Genomic DNA, 13361 nt, shown 5'->3' on the forward strand with positions numbered 1-13361 from the left:
CGGGAGGCCCTGTGATGACGCTGATCCAGCCGGGTCAGAACGCCGGGTCGGATCCGCGAGTGGCCCAGCCGGTCATGCGCCGCTCGACGAAGGCAAACATCTCGTACATCACCACCCCCATAATGGCGATGACCACCAGGCCGGCGAATACCAGGCCCATGTCCATGGTGGAACTGGCCGAGATCATCAGGTAGCCGATGCCCACATTCGAGGCGACGGTCTCCGAGATCACAGAACCCACAAAGGCCAGGGTGATGGCAACCTTCAGGGAGGCAAAGAAATAGGGCATGGAGCGCGGCAGGGCGACCTTCCTGAGGATGTCCAGCCTGCTGGCGCCCAGCGAGCGCAGCACGTCCTGCAGTTCAGGCTCCATGGTGGCCAGGCCAGTGGCCATGTTCACCACCACGGGGAAAAACGAGATCAGGAAGGCGGTGAGGATCGCCGGCACGGTGCCAATGCCGAACCACACCACCAGCACCGGCACGAAAGCCACCTTGGGAATGCTGTTGAAACCCACCATCAGCGGGTAAACGGCCTTGTAGATCAGCGGAGACGAGCCCACCAGAACCCCAAGGATCACGCCAAAGATAACCGCAATGGCAAACCCCGCCACCGTGGTAAACAGCGTATGGGTGGCGTGCTTCATGATCGGGCCCTGGTACTCCAGCCATGACGCCCAGATGTCAGTCGGCGCGGGAAAGAGGTAAGTCGGCACGCTGAAGGCAAAGCACACCAGCTCCCAAAGCAGTGCCAATGTCACCAGCAGGATCCAGGGCGAGGCCTTGATCAACAGTCGTTTTCGCTGTAGCAATGTCATGCAGTCTCCTCCCGGATGCGGCCGATATGATCCCGCAGTTCGAACACCAGCTCGGCAAATTCGTCGGTATAGGTCACCGCCAGGTCCCGGGGACGGGGCAGGTCCACCGGTTTGCGTACCAGGATGCGCCCGGGGCCCTTGCTCATCACATATACCGTGTCAGCCAGGAACACCGCCTCCCGCAGGTCGTGGGTGACCAGTACCACGGTAAAGGGTTCTTCCTGCCACAGGTCCCGGACCATGCACCACAGTTCTTCCCGGGTGAAGGCATCGAGGGCGCCGAAGGGCTCGTCCAGCATCAGCAGGGACGGGCGATGGATCAGCGCCCGGCAGATGGAGGCCCGCTGCTGCATGCCACCGGAGAGCTCCCAGGGAAACTTGTCCTCGCAGCCAGCCAGTCCCACCCGGGCCAGCAGGGCCCGGCCCTGTTCCTGGAACGTCGCCTTTTCGGCACGGAAGCGGTGGCGGTAATCCTGTACGATTTCCATCGGTAGCAGGATGTTGTCCAGGGTGGTCCGCCAGGGCAGCAGGTTGGAGGCCTGGAAGGCCATGCCCACACCTTGCTGGGGTCCGGATACCTGCTTGCCACCCAGGTAGACATAGCCGTCGCTGGGAGGCGCCAGCCCGGTCACCAGTTTCATCAGGGTGGACTTGCCGCAGCCGGACGGGCCGACCACCGCGACAAACTCGTTCTCCCGAACACTGAGGGAGATATTCTCAATGGCCATGGGACCTTCTTCCCCATAGCGCATACTGACATTCTCGAATTCGACCAGATCCATCAGGAACTCCGGCAGTTATGTGCAGCCCGGGCAATGGCCCGGGCCTCGCGGGTTAGTCGATCATCCGTGCTTCGCGGGGCGGCAGGTAGCTGCTGTCAAACAGCGCTTCCAGTTCCGGTGAAGACGCCAGCTCGTAGGAGGCGATCATGTCCTCCAGGGCCCGGGCCATCCGATCCTCCGTCACGGCACCCAGGCCTTCGGCGCGGGTTTCGTCGGTAATCACGTTGGTCTCCAGGGCCAGCTTCAGCCGGCGCAGCTCCAGCTCCTCCTTGATCAGGCCATCCCGCTGTTTGACGTATTTGATGGCGGCTTCCGGATCATCGATGGTTTCCTGCAGGGCCTTGTTGAAGGCCTTCAGAAAGCCCCGGACCGCTTCCGGGTTTTCTTCCAGCAATTCGTTGCGGGCGATGATGGTGTTGCCGTAGAACTCCACCCCGTAGTCCGGGTATTTCAGGGCGACGATGTTGTCCGGGTCCACGCCCCGGGCCTCCAGGTTCAGCAGGCTGGTGAAGTAGAATCCGGTTATACCGTCCAGCTCACCCCGGGCCAGCAAGGTTTCGCGGATAGCCGGCTCCACCGATTGCCATTCCACATCATCCGCCGCCAGGCCATTGTGGCGGGCGAAAGACGGCCAGGCCTTGCGGCCGCCATCGAAAACCGGCGCGCCCAGGGTCTTGCCCTTGAGGTCTTCCGGCTTCTCGATGCCTGACTCCTTGAGGGCAAACACCGCGGCAGGCATGGCGTTGTACACCATGTAGACCCCGGTGACCTCGGTGTCCGGATTCTTGGCGGTAGTCTCGGTGAGGGCGCTATAGTCGGCGAAACCCATGTCGTAGCTGTTGGTAGCCACCCGGGTCACAGCACCGGCGGAGCCATTGCCGGAGTCGATGGTGACATCGAGTCCCTCATCCGCGAAGTAGCCCTTTTCAAGCGCCATCAGGAAGGGCGCCGAAGGCCCCTCGAAGCGCCAGTCCAGGGTAAAACGGATCTGGGTTTCGGCCTGGGCGCCTGGAGTCATCGCGGCCAGTACGCCGCCCAGCAGCAGCGCGGAGCCGAGCCGTTTGAACAGGCCCGGTTTGTGGTGGTTGTCTTTCATGGTACTTCCTCGCTTTGTCGTTAAATCCTGTGTTCTGGTTTTGTGCCAACAGGGCCTGAGCAATTGGCATACCAGTGTGACCTTCATGATGACAGAGAGCTGAAAAACCTGACCATATGGTCTGTTTGTGATGTTTGTATCAGCTGGCATGGCCGTCAGAGTGCACGGAATTGAGGCCCGGGCGTTGCTCCCTGGGCTATTTCGGTGCGGTTGGTAGTAAGGAGCGCGGTTTGGTGAGATGAAAATCGCCCGGGTGCTGCTCTCTTGATGGAAATCAGGAAAAGCTGTCCGTCCGGAGCGATACTATCGGATATGGCAATACCTTAAGGCGGTGCGGGGGGTGTACATGGACTACTCAGACCATGCCACGGCGACGGCTCTTGGGCTGTGCACAGCCTTTATCAATCAGCCGATCGAGGTCGCTGAACTGCGCCCGGCGTTTGCACGTGCCATCGGAATTGGTGAGCGCCGTGCGGACCTTGTTGTCCGGGTTGGGCGAGGTCCGGAGATGCCGCGTTCTCGCCGGCGGCCGGTTGAAGACGTTATTGAAGGATGTTGATGGCCGTGTTGCTTGGCTGCTTTGTTCTGACGGTAGCGACGCTGTCTCTCTGGCGTGGAATTGACCACCGGGCAGATCGGGCCGCCATGCAGGAGTTGACCGCAGGCCAGCCCCCACAGCCCCGTTCCTTTGATGCCGGGTTGGTTGCCGCCCTGCCGGAACCGGCGCGACGCTATTTTCTTTACACCATCGCTCGGGGAACCCCGCTGTTTACGGTCGCCAGAATCCACATGGCGGGCCGTTTCGGTATGGGCACCAAAGACAAACCCGATTATCTGGATTTTACGGCGATTCAGTTACTGGCCATGCCGGCCGGGTTCGTCTGGAAAATGCAGGCGCGGCGTGGCCTGATAAGACTGTCCGGGTCAGACAGCCAGCGCTGGACCCGGTTCTGGTTAATGGGACTGTTACCGGTCGCTCGACTGGGCGGAGACCCGGATCACACCCGTTCGGCGTTTGGCCGCTACGTGGCCGAAGCCATATTCTGGACGCCGGCGGCTATGCTGCCCGGTCCGGGTGTTGCCTGGGAGGAACTGGATGCCGACCGCGCCCGTGTCACCGTTGAGTACCCAGGGTTTTCTCAAGCCGTTGAGGTAACGGTGGCGGCGGACGGCCAACCGACGGAAGTCCGGTTCCAGCGGTGGAGCAACGCCAATCCCCGGAAGCAGTACCAGTGGCAATCCTTCGGTGGGTACCTCTCCGAATTCCGGTGGTTCGATGGTTTTCGGTTGCCCACCCATGTGGAAGCGGGGAATCACTTCGCCACCGATCGGTACTTTCCCTTTTTCGTGGCGGATGTCACCGCTGTCGGGTTTCCCCATGAGTAGCACCACGGGCGGATTCATGCATGAGCGGGAAGGTGCAGCTTCGGTCCTGATGCGCCAGTTGGCGGTATCGGGACAGATTTGGTTTTTGATTTATTTTTTGGCCAAGAACTGAGCAGACAGTTTTCGGTATCGATTGGGCTGATCTTATAGCGCCCCTCCCAGCGATTTTATGTATGGCGTCATCTCCGCAGGGCAGTTATTTCGTATGTCCTCCCGAATGAGGGAGGTGTTTATGAAACGAGTTGTCATAGCCGGTGTTTCCGGGGCGATCGGTGGCGCGCTTGCGACCCGGCTGATCGAACGGGATCCGCAGCTGAGGGTGATCGGATTATGTCGTGACCCGGGCCGGGCGTCTCAGGCACTCCAGGCCAGCGACCGGTGTGATGTGCTGGCGTGGGAGGCCGGGGATAGCGAATCACCGACGGCGGTGGCAGAGGCGCTGGAGTTGACACTGGCTCGGGACGAAGGCATTGATACCTTCATTTACGCTGCGGGGGTGCTCCATGGGCCGGATATGTTCCCGGAGAAGCGCCTTGAAGATCTGGATACCGACCACATGGCGCGTGCATTTGCGGTGAATGCCACCGGGTTCGCGTTGCTGGTGAGAGCGTTGCTGCCATGGCTTCGCCACCGTCGGTTCAAGCAGATTGTTGCCATTTCTGCGAAAGTTGGATCGATTACCGATAACGGATTCGGAGGCTGGTACGCCTACCGGAGTTCGAAGGCTGCACTGAATATGCTAGTGCGAAACCTCTCTATTGAGTTATCCCGCCGTTGCAAACCGGTTGCCTGTGTGTCGATTCATCCGGGCACTACGGAATCCGCTTTGAGTGAACCGTTCCAGCAGTCTCTGGCCAGGCTGAAAGTCCATACAGCCGATGAAACTGCCGCCAATTTACTTGATGTGCTCGATGCGTTGAGCGAAGGGGATAACGGCCGGTTCCTGAGCTGGGATGGTTCGGAACTGCCCTGGTAATCAGTGGCGCCCCGTTTTTACCCGTTATAGTGCGGAAATTCAGTGTTGTACTGTCAGGTTGCCAAAACTGACAGCGAACTCTCTGGCCTGCCTTCAGGTCGATGTCTGCTCGTGCGGCATACACTCTGGCACTCACTGGCCGTTCAACCAAAGCCCCAACTGCTCCCGCTCCTCCTCCGTCATCCCTGTCATATTCCCCAATGGCATGTAATGGGTATCCACTGCCGCCTGCCGTACCTTGCCGTTGTGGTCAGCCAGCAGTGACAGGTTCTCCAGCCGGATTCCCGCCGGTGCGGACTGGAATCCCGGCTGGGTGGGTGATTCTGCGTGGCAGGCTACGCAGTGGGTTTCCAGGATCTGCGCCACTGTCTCGTCGCTGACGGCGGCGGTTGCGGTGCTGGTGGAGGTGGTGGGTGTGGGGGCAATCACCCAGATCAGCACCACGGTCATGGCCGCCGCGGCGACCAGGATGGATGGCCGGTTGATGTCACGGTGGCGCAGGTTGAAGTAGTGCCTTGCAAAGGCGGTGATAAAGCCTATGGCCGCGAGTATGGCCCAGCCTTGGGGGTGGCCATACAACATCGGGTAGTGGTTGCTGATCATGATGAAGATGACCGGCAGGGTCAGGTAGTTGTTGTGGGTAGAGCGCAGCTTGGACAGGGCGGCCAGCCGGGCAACCCGTTCGTCCGGCTCCTTGCCCGCATGGACCGCGTTCACCAGTGCCCGCTGGGACGGGATGATCCCCAGGAAGACATTGGCCACCATGATAGTGCCGATGACGGCTCCCACATGGATATAGGCACCCCGGCCGGAAAAGACCTGGAACAGGCCCCAGTCCACCAGTAGCAGGATGGCGAACAGCACCAGGCCGAAGGCCTTGCCATTGTGGGCCAGGGGGCTGCGGATCAGCGCTTCGTAGATGGCCATCACCAAGGCCAGGGTTCCCAGGCCGATGGCGACGCCGGTGCCCAGGCTGATATCGGCCTTGGTCGGATCAATCAGGTAACCCGGCGAGCCCAGGTAATAGACGATGAACAGCAGGGTCATGCCGCTCAGCCAGGTGCTGTAGGCCTCCCACTTGAACCAGTGTAGCTCCCGGGGCATCTCCTTCGGCCCCAGCTGGTACTTGGCCACTTCGTAGATGCCGCCACCGTGGATGGCCCACAGGTCGCCCTTGATGCCTTGCTGTTTTTTCCACGCCGGGGGCTCCCGCAGGTGGTTGTCCAGCCAGACGAAGTAGAACGACGCGCCGATCCAGGCAACGCCGGCAATGACATGAAACCAGCGGACCATCAGGCCAAGCCACTCGCTGAGGTATGCTTCCATCAATCAGGCTCCTTGGGCGGGGGATGAGACGGGGTGTGAGGGTTGCGGGGTTGGTGCAGTAGGGCTGTCGGGTCGCTGATAACGAATCTCGCCGGCCACGACGGTGGCAGCGATGGCCCGGTCATCCCCCAGGATCATCAGGTTGAAGAGGGTCTCTGCCAGGGTGTGGCTGTAGGGCTGCTTCATGGTCAGGGCAGGTGAGGTGCCCTCGTCGAGCACCACGAAATCGGCGTGGCGACCGGGCTGAAAGCTGCCAGTCTGGTCAGCCTGTTGTAGCACCCGGGCATTGCCCAGGGTGGCCAGGTAGAACGCCTGCCAGGGTGTCAGCGTCTGGCCTCGCAGGCGGCAGACCTTGTAGGCCTCCGCCATGGTGGTCAGCATGGACAGGCTGGTACCGCCACCCACGTCGGAGGCCAGGCCTACAGTCACGCCTGCTTCCCGCGCACTGCGGAAGTCGAACAGGCCGCTGCCCAGGAAGGTGTTGGAGGTAGGGCAGAAGGCGATGCGGGTGCCGGTCTCGGCCAGCCGCTGGCGGTCGCGGTCATCAATATGGATACCGTGGGCCAATACGGTGTGATCCCCCAGCAGGCCGTAGTGATCGTACACGTCCAGGTAGCTGTGGCGCTCGGGAAAGAGGTCGCTGATCCATTGGATCTCGCCAGTGTTCTCCGCCCAGTGGGTCTGGACCATGACGTCCGGGTGATCGGCCGCCAGTTTTCCCGCCAGGGTTAGTTGCTCCGGGGTGGAGGTGGCTGCAAAGCGTGGCGTGATGGCGTAGCGCTGGCGGCCGTGGCCGTGCCATTTCTGAAGCAAGGCCAGGCTGTCATCGTAGCTGCCCCGGGTGGTGTCGGTGAGGTTGTCCGGGGCGTTGCGGTCCATCATTACTTTGCCGGCGGTCAGGCCCATCCCCCGGCTTTCGGCGGCTTCGAACAGCGCGTCCACCGAGGCGGCGTGTGAGGTGCAGAACACCAACCCGGAGGTGGTGCCGTAGGCCAGCAGCAGGTCGGTGAATCGCAGCGCCTCGGCACGGGCCCAGTCGCCATCGCTGAAACGGGCCTCGTGGGGGAAGGTGTAGGTCTCCAGCCAGTCCAGCAGCTGGGCGCCATAGCTGGCCATCACCCCGAGTTGTGGCATGTGCACGTGGGTGTCGATAAAGCCGGGCAGGATAAGACCACCCTGCCAGTGGGTGACCGGGGTGCCCTCAGGCATCCGGGGCAACAGCTCTTGCGCAGGGCCGGTGGCGACTACCCGGCCGTTCTGCAGGATGAGCAGGCCGTCTTCGACATACTCCAGGCTGCCGTCCCTGGGTTCCGGGTCGTTGCCAGGGTCATCCAGGAAGTGGAGCAGGGCGCCGCGATGGGCCCGGCTGCCCGCCGGGAATGCAGTGTCGGTTGTACTGGTCATCAGCTTCCCCGGTAGGTCGAGTAGCCCCACTGGTTCAGCAGCAGCGGGACGTGGTAGTGGGCGTTGGTATCGGCCACGTGGAAGTCCAGGCTGACTTCGGGGAAGAAAGTGTCCAGTCCACGCGCCTGGTACCAGCTGCCGGTGGCGAAGGTGAGCCGGTAGTGGCCCGCATCCAGGGGGGCGTCGAACCAGTTCATGATGCGGCCGTCGTCGTCGGTGGTGCCTTCCGCGATGCGGGTTGCCTGGCCGCCCAGGACCTTGTTCAGGGTCACCGCCACGCCGGCGGCCGGGCGGCCAGTGCCCAGGTCCAGGATGTGGGTGGTGACGGGGCTCTTTGCGCTCATACCAGTTTCTCCAGTCGTATCTCGGTGATCCTCGCCTGCTCCCGGGCGGCGTTTTCGATTTCCTGTTCGCGGGTGTTAGGCAAACGGGCTTCCAGCAGATCCAGCATCTGCTCGGCGGACTTGCCGGTGGCGCAGACAATGAAGATGAAGCCGAATCTCGCCAGGTAGTCGTCGTTGCCGGCCTTCAGGCGTTGCAGGACCGCATCCGGGGCCTGGCGTGCCCCAGCCTGTTCGCCGCTGGCCAGGGCCCTGGTGCTGGCGTATTTCTCTCTCAGGCTGTCCACATCGCCGATCTTCGGATGGGCCTCGAAGGCCTGCAGCCAGTCGCGCTCGGTGAGGGTGGGCCACAGGCGATGGCTCTGGACCAGCATGGCCTCACGGCTGGTATAGGGGCGGTTGCCCACCATGCCCTGCACCCAGGGCTCGGCGGCGCAGCAGTCCCGGAAGCGGGCTTCGGCCTGGTCCCGGGGGAGGGTGTTCAGTTCGGCAAGGGTCATTCGGCTTTCCCTTTTTGCATCGTTGCCGGCACCTCTTCGCAGTGCTGGCCAGTGTGGGTGTCCTGGATCAGGCCTTTCAGTGCCTTCCAGGGCAGGCCCCGGCGGGCGGCGGGCTGGTGCGCGCTGGCGGACAGGCTGAGCAGCTCGGCGCTGATGGACACCGCGACTTCCATGGGGCGTTTGCCCGGTACGTCAGGCCGGCCAACCGGGCAGCGGATGGTATGGATCTGCTCCGGGCTGAATCCCCGGTGGTCCAGCCGCTGTCGGAATCGCTCCGCCTTGGTGTCTGAGCCGATCAGGCCGATACCCGCGCAGTTGCCGGCGGTGAGCAGGGTGCGGCACAGCTCGAAATCCAGCTGGTGGTTGTGGGTGAGGATCAGCACCTGTTTGCCGGCGCACAGTCGGGGGGCATCCCCCACCGGGTCGTCGGTATGGTGGATGCGGATGTTGGCGGGCGCGCCGGCGGGGAACTGGTCGGCCCGTTCGTCCACCCAGGTGACGCGCCAGGGAAGCTCTCCGAGGATGGTCACCAGGGCCCGGGCGACATGGCCCGCTCCGAAGATGACCAGTTCCTGCTCACAGCCCGGGTGCGCCTCGATCAAGACCGACACACTGCCACCGCAGCACTGGCCCAGGCTGGCGCCCAGGGGAAAGTGAGCCAGTTCACTGGTGTAGTCCTGCCGTGCCAGCCGTTCCCGGGCCTGCTGGCAGATGCGGTATTCCAGGTGGCCGCCGCCGATGGTGTCGTAGCTGTCCTCGCCGGTGATCACCATCTTGCTGGCGGGTTCCCGGGGGACCGAGCCGGTCACCCCCAGCACAGTGACCAGCACATAGGGCTCGCCCCGGTCCTCGCACCGGGCCACGGCCTGGTACCAGTTCAGTCGCCGATCCATTACGCGGTCTTCCTGTGTTTGGTTAGCCATTGCTGGCTGGCGGTCACCGCGCCCAGTACCCGCTCCGGGGTGGCGGGGGTGTCCAGGGGCGGGCTGTAGCGATAGTCGGTAAGGCTGGCCACCGCATCGCGCAGGGCGCTCCACACGGCGATACCCAGCATCAACGGTGGCTCGCCCACGGCCTTGGAGTGGAACACGGTGGCCTCGCGGTTGGGACTTTGTGGCAACAGGGCCACCCGCAGGTCCGGTGGGCAGTCGGATACCGCCGGAATCTTGTAGGTGGCGGGGCCGGTGGTCAGCAACCGGCCCTCGTCGCTGTATACCAGTTCCTCGGTGGTCAGCCAGCCCATGCCCTGCACGAAACCGCCTTCGATCTGGCCGATATCGATTTCCGGGTTCAGGGAGCGACCCACGTCGTGGAGGATGTCGGTGCGTACCACCCGGTATTCCCCGGTGAGGGTGTCCACCACCACCTCGGAACAGGCGGCGCCGTTGGCGTAGTAGAGGAAAGGTCGACCGGTGCCGGTCTCCGGGTCGTAGTGGATCTTGGGGGTGGCGTAGAAGCCGGATGACCATAGGGGCACCCGGTTCATGTAAGCGCTCTGGATGAAGGTTTCCCAGGGCACTGCCTGGCCGCCGACGATCACCTGGTTGTCGGAAAAGCTGATCTGCTCTGGCGGAGTGGACCAGTGCTTCGCGGCGAACGCCACCAATCCTTCGATGATCTTCTCACAGGCATCCAGTGCTGCCATACCGTTGAGATCGGAGCCGGACGAGGCGGCTGTGGGTGAGGTGTTGGCCACCTTGTCGGTGCGGGTGGCGGTGACTTTGACCCGTTCCAGGTCCACCTGGAACGCAGAGGCCACCACCTGGGCCACCTTGATGTACAGGCCCTGGCCCATTTCTGTGCCACCGTGGTTCACCACGATGCTGCCGTCGGTGTAGATGTGCACCAGCGCGCCGGCCTGGTTCAGGTGCTTGGCGGTGAAGGAGATGCCGAACTTCACCGGGGTCAGCGCCAGGCCCCGTTTGAGCACCGGGCTGGCACGGTTGAAGGCGGTGATCTCCGCCCGGCGCTGGCGATAGTCGGAGCTTGCCTCCAGTTTTTCCATCAGTTCCGGCAGCACGTGCTGCTCCACCGTCTGGCCATAGTGGGTGGTGTCCCGCCCGGGCCGGTAGAGGTTGAGCTTGCGGATGTCGAGCGGGTCACGGTCCAGATGGCGGGCAATGTCGTCCATGGCCTGCTCGATGATCATCATGCCCTGGGGGCCGCCAAAACCCCGGAAGGCGGTGTTGGAGACCGTATGGGTCTTGCAGCGGTGCCCCACCACCCGAGCCTGGTCCAGGTAGTAGGCGTTATCGGCGTGGAACATGGCCCTGTCAACAATGGCGTCGGACAGGTCCGGGGAATAGCCACAACGGCCGGCTACCATAAGGTCGGCGCCGAGGATCAGGCCGTTGTCATCAAAGCCAATGTCATAGGTGTTGTAGAAGTCGTGGCGCTTGCCGGTCTGTACCATGTCGTCTGCCCTCGACAGCCGGTACTTCACCGGCCGCCCGGTGGCGTGGGCCAGCAAGGCCGCGACACAGGCCAGCGGTGCCGCCTGGGTTTCCTTGCCGCCGAAGCCGCCGCCCATGCGCCGGACCTCCGCCTGCACGTCGTGGATTGGCAGCCCCAGCACTTCCGCCACCAGCTTCTGCACCTCCGAGGGGTGCTGGCTGGAGGTATGTACGAACATGCCGCCGTCTTCGGTGGGCTCGACCAGGCAGGCCTGGCCCTCCAGGTAGAAGTGCTCCTGGCCGCCGACATGCTGTTCGCCCTGCAGGCGATGAGGCGCTCCCGCCAGGGCACGGTCCGGCTCGCCCCGTTGCTGGGTCTGGCTGGGGCGTACGAAGAGTTGCTGCGCCAGGGCCTGTTCTACGGTTACCACGGCGTCCAGTGGCTCATATTCCACCGTCGCCAGTCGTGCTGCCTTGCGTGCGGCCTCGTGGCTGGTGGCGGCCACGGCGAAGATGGGCTGGCCGATGTGCTCCACGATATTGTCCGCCAGCACCAGGTCGCCGGGGAACACCGGACCGATGTCCAGGTGACCGGGTACGTCGTTCGCGGTGATCACGGCCACCACGCCGGGATAGTGTCGAACCGCCTCAAGGTCCATGGACAGGATGCGGGCGTGGGCCTGCTCGCTGTGGCCCACGGCGGCGTGGAGCAAGGCCTCAGGCATGGGCAGGTCGTCGATATAGCGGGCCTGGCCACTGACGTGTTTCCAGGCGCTGTCGTGCTTGACGCTGTGGCCAGCCAGGCCGCGGGCGGTATGGGCCGGCGTCGGAGTGTTCAGGGGCAGTTTACGCATAGCCGGTCACCATCAGGGTCTCGCTGGAAGTGGATGCCAGCAGCGCCCGGCGTAGCAGGTTGCCAGCCACCTGCAGGCGATAGCCGGCGGAGGCACGCACATCGGTGAGAGGTGAGAAATCGCTGGCCAGGGCGCTGATTGCAGCGGTGACGCTGTCGTCGTTCCAGGGCTGGTCTTTCAGGGCGGTTTCGGCTCCAATGGCGCGGGCCGGAGTGGCCGCCATGCCGCCGAAGGCCAGGCGACAGTCCGCCACCACACCGTTGTCAACGGTCAGGCGGAAGGCGCCCAGCACCGCGGAGATGTCGTCATCCAGGCGCTTGGAGACCTTGTAGAGATAGAGTTGCTCGTTTGCCCGTGGCACCGGTAACCGTACCGAGTGCACGAACTCGCCGGGCTTCAGGTCGGTTTGCTTGTAGCCGTGGAAGAAGTCCTCCAGGGGCAGGCGCCGCTCACCATCCGGTCCGTCCAGCACCAGGGTGGCGCCCAGGGCGATCAGGGGCGGGGGCATGTCACCGATGGGGGAGGCGTTGGCAATGTTGCCACCGAGGGTGCCGCGGTTGCGGATCTGCAGTGAACCCAGCCGCTCCAGCATCGGGTCAAACGCTGGCCACAGGCCTGACAGCAGGCCACGGAACCGCTGGTAGGTGGCGGCGGCGCCAATGACCAGTTCATCCCCTTGCCGCTCGCAGCCTGTCAGCTCTTCGACCCGTTCCACGCTGATCATGTGGTCCAGGGTTTTAAGTTGCTGGGTGATTTCCAGGGCCAGGTCGGTGCTGCCGGCCACCAGCCTTGAGTCGGGGAATTCCCGTCGCAGCGCCCGCAGCTCATCAAGGCTGACCGGGGCGTCATAGCGGGGGCCATCTGGCGCCTGCAGACTGATGCTGTCCCGGTTAATGGCGTTCAGCTCGCCGGTACTCCGGCCGCCGCCGAGGCCGGCGGCCGGGTGTGCGGCTCCTGGTGTCCACTCCTGCACCAGGGCCTGGCGACCCGCGTCGATAATGGGGCGGTAGCCGGTGCAGCGGCACAGGTTGCCGGACAGCGCTTCCAGTAACCGGTGATCGTCCGGGGTTGTGCCTTCCCTGTTTGCATGGAGGGCGACCAGCGACATGACGATGCCAGGCGTGCAGAACCCGCACTGAGCGCCATGCTTCTCCATCATTGCCCTCTGCACCGGGTGGCCCGGTTCCTGCTGAAAGGCCTCAACCGTGATCAGTTCCTTGCCGTGCAGGTTGCCGACCAGGCTGATGCAGCTGTTGATGGCCTCGTACCGGATGTTGCCCTGCGGGTCAGGGGTTCCGATGATCACGGTGCAGGCACCGCAGTCACCGGAGGCACAGCCCTCTTTGGTGCCGGTGAGTCGCATTTTGGTGCGCAACCATTCCAGGATGCTCAAATTTGGGTCGACCTGGTCAACTTTTTCAGTTCGACCGTTCAGAACGAATTCAATCACGGCTCTCTCCGCTCGCAGGCTATTTGCGGGGTTTCA

At 63.4% G+C, this 13361-nt stretch carries 13 protein-coding genes; 3 read left to right on the forward strand and 10 right to left on the reverse strand.

Translation table 11 applies throughout. The features are described 5' to 3' along the window. Positions 1 to 34: 34 nt before the first annotated feature. From BM036_RS06105 to BM036_RS06115, 3 genes are read right to left on the reverse strand one after another with little or no spacing between them, the layout of a single operon-like run. Positions 35 to 817: an ABC transporter permease gene (locus BM036_RS06105; RefSeq protein ID WP_091849524.1), complete on the reverse strand. Its 783-nt coding sequence runs from the start codon at positions 815 to 817 to the stop codon at positions 35 to 37. Next, entirely contained in the window at positions 814 to 1599 is a 786-nt protein-coding gene (locus tag BM036_RS06110; RefSeq protein WP_091849526.1) for an ABC transporter ATP-binding protein, read from the reverse strand. Before BM036_RS06110 ends, BM036_RS06105 begins: the two co-directional genes overlap by 4 nt. Before the next feature lie 52 nt (positions 1600 to 1651). After that, complete coding sequence (locus BM036_RS06115; protein WP_177186011.1) at positions 1652 to 2695, reverse strand: ABC transporter substrate-binding protein; 1044 nt, start codon at positions 2693 to 2695, stop codon at positions 1652 to 1654. Between the two features lie 346 nt (positions 2696 to 3041). Here BM036_RS06115 and BM036_RS06120 point away from each other — a divergent pair, with 346 nt between their 5' ends. From BM036_RS06120 to BM036_RS06130, 3 genes are all read left to right on the forward strand, one after another. Then, entirely contained in the window at positions 3042 to 3254 is a 213-nt protein-coding gene (locus tag BM036_RS06120) for a hypothetical protein (RefSeq protein WP_143066572.1), read from the forward strand. After that, complete coding sequence (locus BM036_RS06125; protein WP_245742501.1) at positions 3254 to 4081, forward strand: DUF6544 family protein; 828 nt, start codon at positions 3254 to 3256, stop codon at positions 4079 to 4081. The genes BM036_RS06120 and BM036_RS06125 overlap by 1 nt, the downstream gene beginning before the upstream one ends. A gap of 232 nt (positions 4082 to 4313) precedes the next feature. After that, positions 4314 to 5057: an SDR family oxidoreductase gene (locus tag BM036_RS06130; protein WP_091849532.1), complete on the forward strand. Its 744-nt coding sequence runs from the start codon at positions 4314 to 4316 to the stop codon at positions 5055 to 5057. Between the two features lie 132 nt (positions 5058 to 5189). Here the strand turns inward: BM036_RS06130 and BM036_RS06135 are convergent, their stop codons facing one another. Genes BM036_RS06135 through xdhA form a run of 7 tightly spaced genes read right to left on the reverse strand, consistent with a single transcriptional unit; the run spans position 5190 to position 13325 of the window. Then, complete coding sequence (locus tag BM036_RS06135) at positions 5190 to 6383, reverse strand: urate hydroxylase PuuD (protein ID WP_091849534.1); 1194 nt, start codon at positions 6381 to 6383, stop codon at positions 5190 to 5192. Positions 6384 to 6386: 3 nt separating this feature from the next. Continuing rightward, a complete protein-coding gene (gene guaD, locus BM036_RS06140; RefSeq protein WP_091849536.1) occupies positions 6387 to 7787 on the reverse strand; it encodes a guanine deaminase in 1401 nt (466 codons plus the stop codon). After that, positions 7787 to 8131 carry a hydroxyisourate hydrolase gene (gene uraH, locus BM036_RS06145; protein WP_091849538.1) on the reverse strand — a complete coding sequence of 115 codons (345 nt, stop codon included), beginning with the start codon at positions 8129 to 8131 and terminating at the stop codon, positions 7787 to 7789. Before uraH ends, guaD begins: the two co-directional genes overlap by 1 nt. Then, a complete protein-coding gene (uraD, locus tag BM036_RS06150; protein ID WP_091849540.1) occupies positions 8128 to 8628 on the reverse strand; it encodes a 2-oxo-4-hydroxy-4-carboxy-5-ureidoimidazoline decarboxylase in 501 nt (166 codons plus the stop codon). The genes uraH and uraD overlap by 4 nt, the downstream gene beginning before the upstream one ends. Beyond that, the gene (xdhC, locus tag BM036_RS06155) at positions 8625 to 9521 is read right to left on the reverse strand and encodes a xanthine dehydrogenase accessory protein XdhC (RefSeq protein WP_091849543.1); all 897 of its coding nucleotides are present in this window, start codon (positions 9519 to 9521) and stop codon (positions 8625 to 8627) included. Before xdhC ends, uraD begins: the two co-directional genes overlap by 4 nt. Then, a complete protein-coding gene (gene xdhB, locus BM036_RS06160) occupies positions 9521 to 11875 on the reverse strand; it encodes a xanthine dehydrogenase molybdopterin binding subunit (protein WP_091849545.1) in 2355 nt (784 codons plus the stop codon). The genes xdhC and xdhB overlap by 1 nt, the downstream gene beginning before the upstream one ends. Next, positions 11868 to 13325, reverse strand: a complete 1458-nt coding sequence (gene xdhA, locus BM036_RS06165) for a xanthine dehydrogenase small subunit (RefSeq protein WP_091849547.1) — start codon at positions 13323 to 13325, stop codon at positions 11868 to 11870. Before xdhA ends, xdhB begins: the two co-directional genes overlap by 8 nt. Positions 13326 to 13361: the final 36 nt, after the last annotated feature.

This window comes from Marinobacter segnicrescens (assembly GCF_900111555.1).
Classification (GTDB): domain Bacteria; phylum Pseudomonadota; class Gammaproteobacteria; order Pseudomonadales; family Oleiphilaceae; genus Marinobacter; species Marinobacter segnicrescens.

Coding starts and splice junctions, on each gene's coding strand:
- BM036_RS06120 (WP_143066572.1), top strand. CDS start 3,042: ATGGACTACTCAGACCATGCCACGGCGACGGCTCTTGGGCTGTGCACA.
- BM036_RS06105 (WP_091849524.1), bottom strand. CDS start 817: ATGACATTGCTACAGCGAAAACGACTGTTGATCAAGGCCTCGCCCTGG.
- BM036_RS06115 (WP_177186011.1), bottom strand. CDS start 2,695: ATGAAAGACAACCACCACAAACCGGGCCTGTTCAAACGGCTCGGCTCC.
- guaD (WP_091849536.1), bottom strand. CDS start 7,787: ATGACCAGTACAACCGACACTGCATTCCCGGCGGGCAGCCGGGCCCAT.
- xdhC (WP_091849543.1), bottom strand. CDS start 9,521: ATGGATCGGCGACTGAACTGGTACCAGGCCGTGGCCCGGTGCGAGGAC.
- uraD (WP_091849540.1), bottom strand. CDS start 8,628: ATGACCCTTGCCGAACTGAACACCCTCCCCCGGGACCAGGCCGAAGCC.
- BM036_RS06135 (WP_091849534.1), bottom strand. CDS start 6,383: ATGGAAGCATACCTCAGCGAGTGGCTTGGCCTGATGGTCCGCTGGTTT.
- BM036_RS06110 (WP_091849526.1), bottom strand. CDS start 1,599: ATGGATCTGGTCGAATTCGAGAATGTCAGTATGCGCTATGGGGAAGAA.
- xdhB (WP_091849545.1), bottom strand. CDS start 11,875: ATGCGTAAACTGCCCCTGAACACTCCGACGCCGGCCCATACCGCCCGC.
- BM036_RS06125 (WP_245742501.1), top strand. CDS start 3,254: ATGGCCGTGTTGCTTGGCTGCTTTGTTCTGACGGTAGCGACGCTGTCT.
- uraH (WP_091849538.1), bottom strand. CDS start 8,131: ATGAGCGCAAAGAGCCCCGTCACCACCCACATCCTGGACCTGGGCACT.
- BM036_RS06130 (WP_091849532.1), top strand. CDS start 4,314: ATGAAACGAGTTGTCATAGCCGGTGTTTCCGGGGCGATCGGTGGCGCG.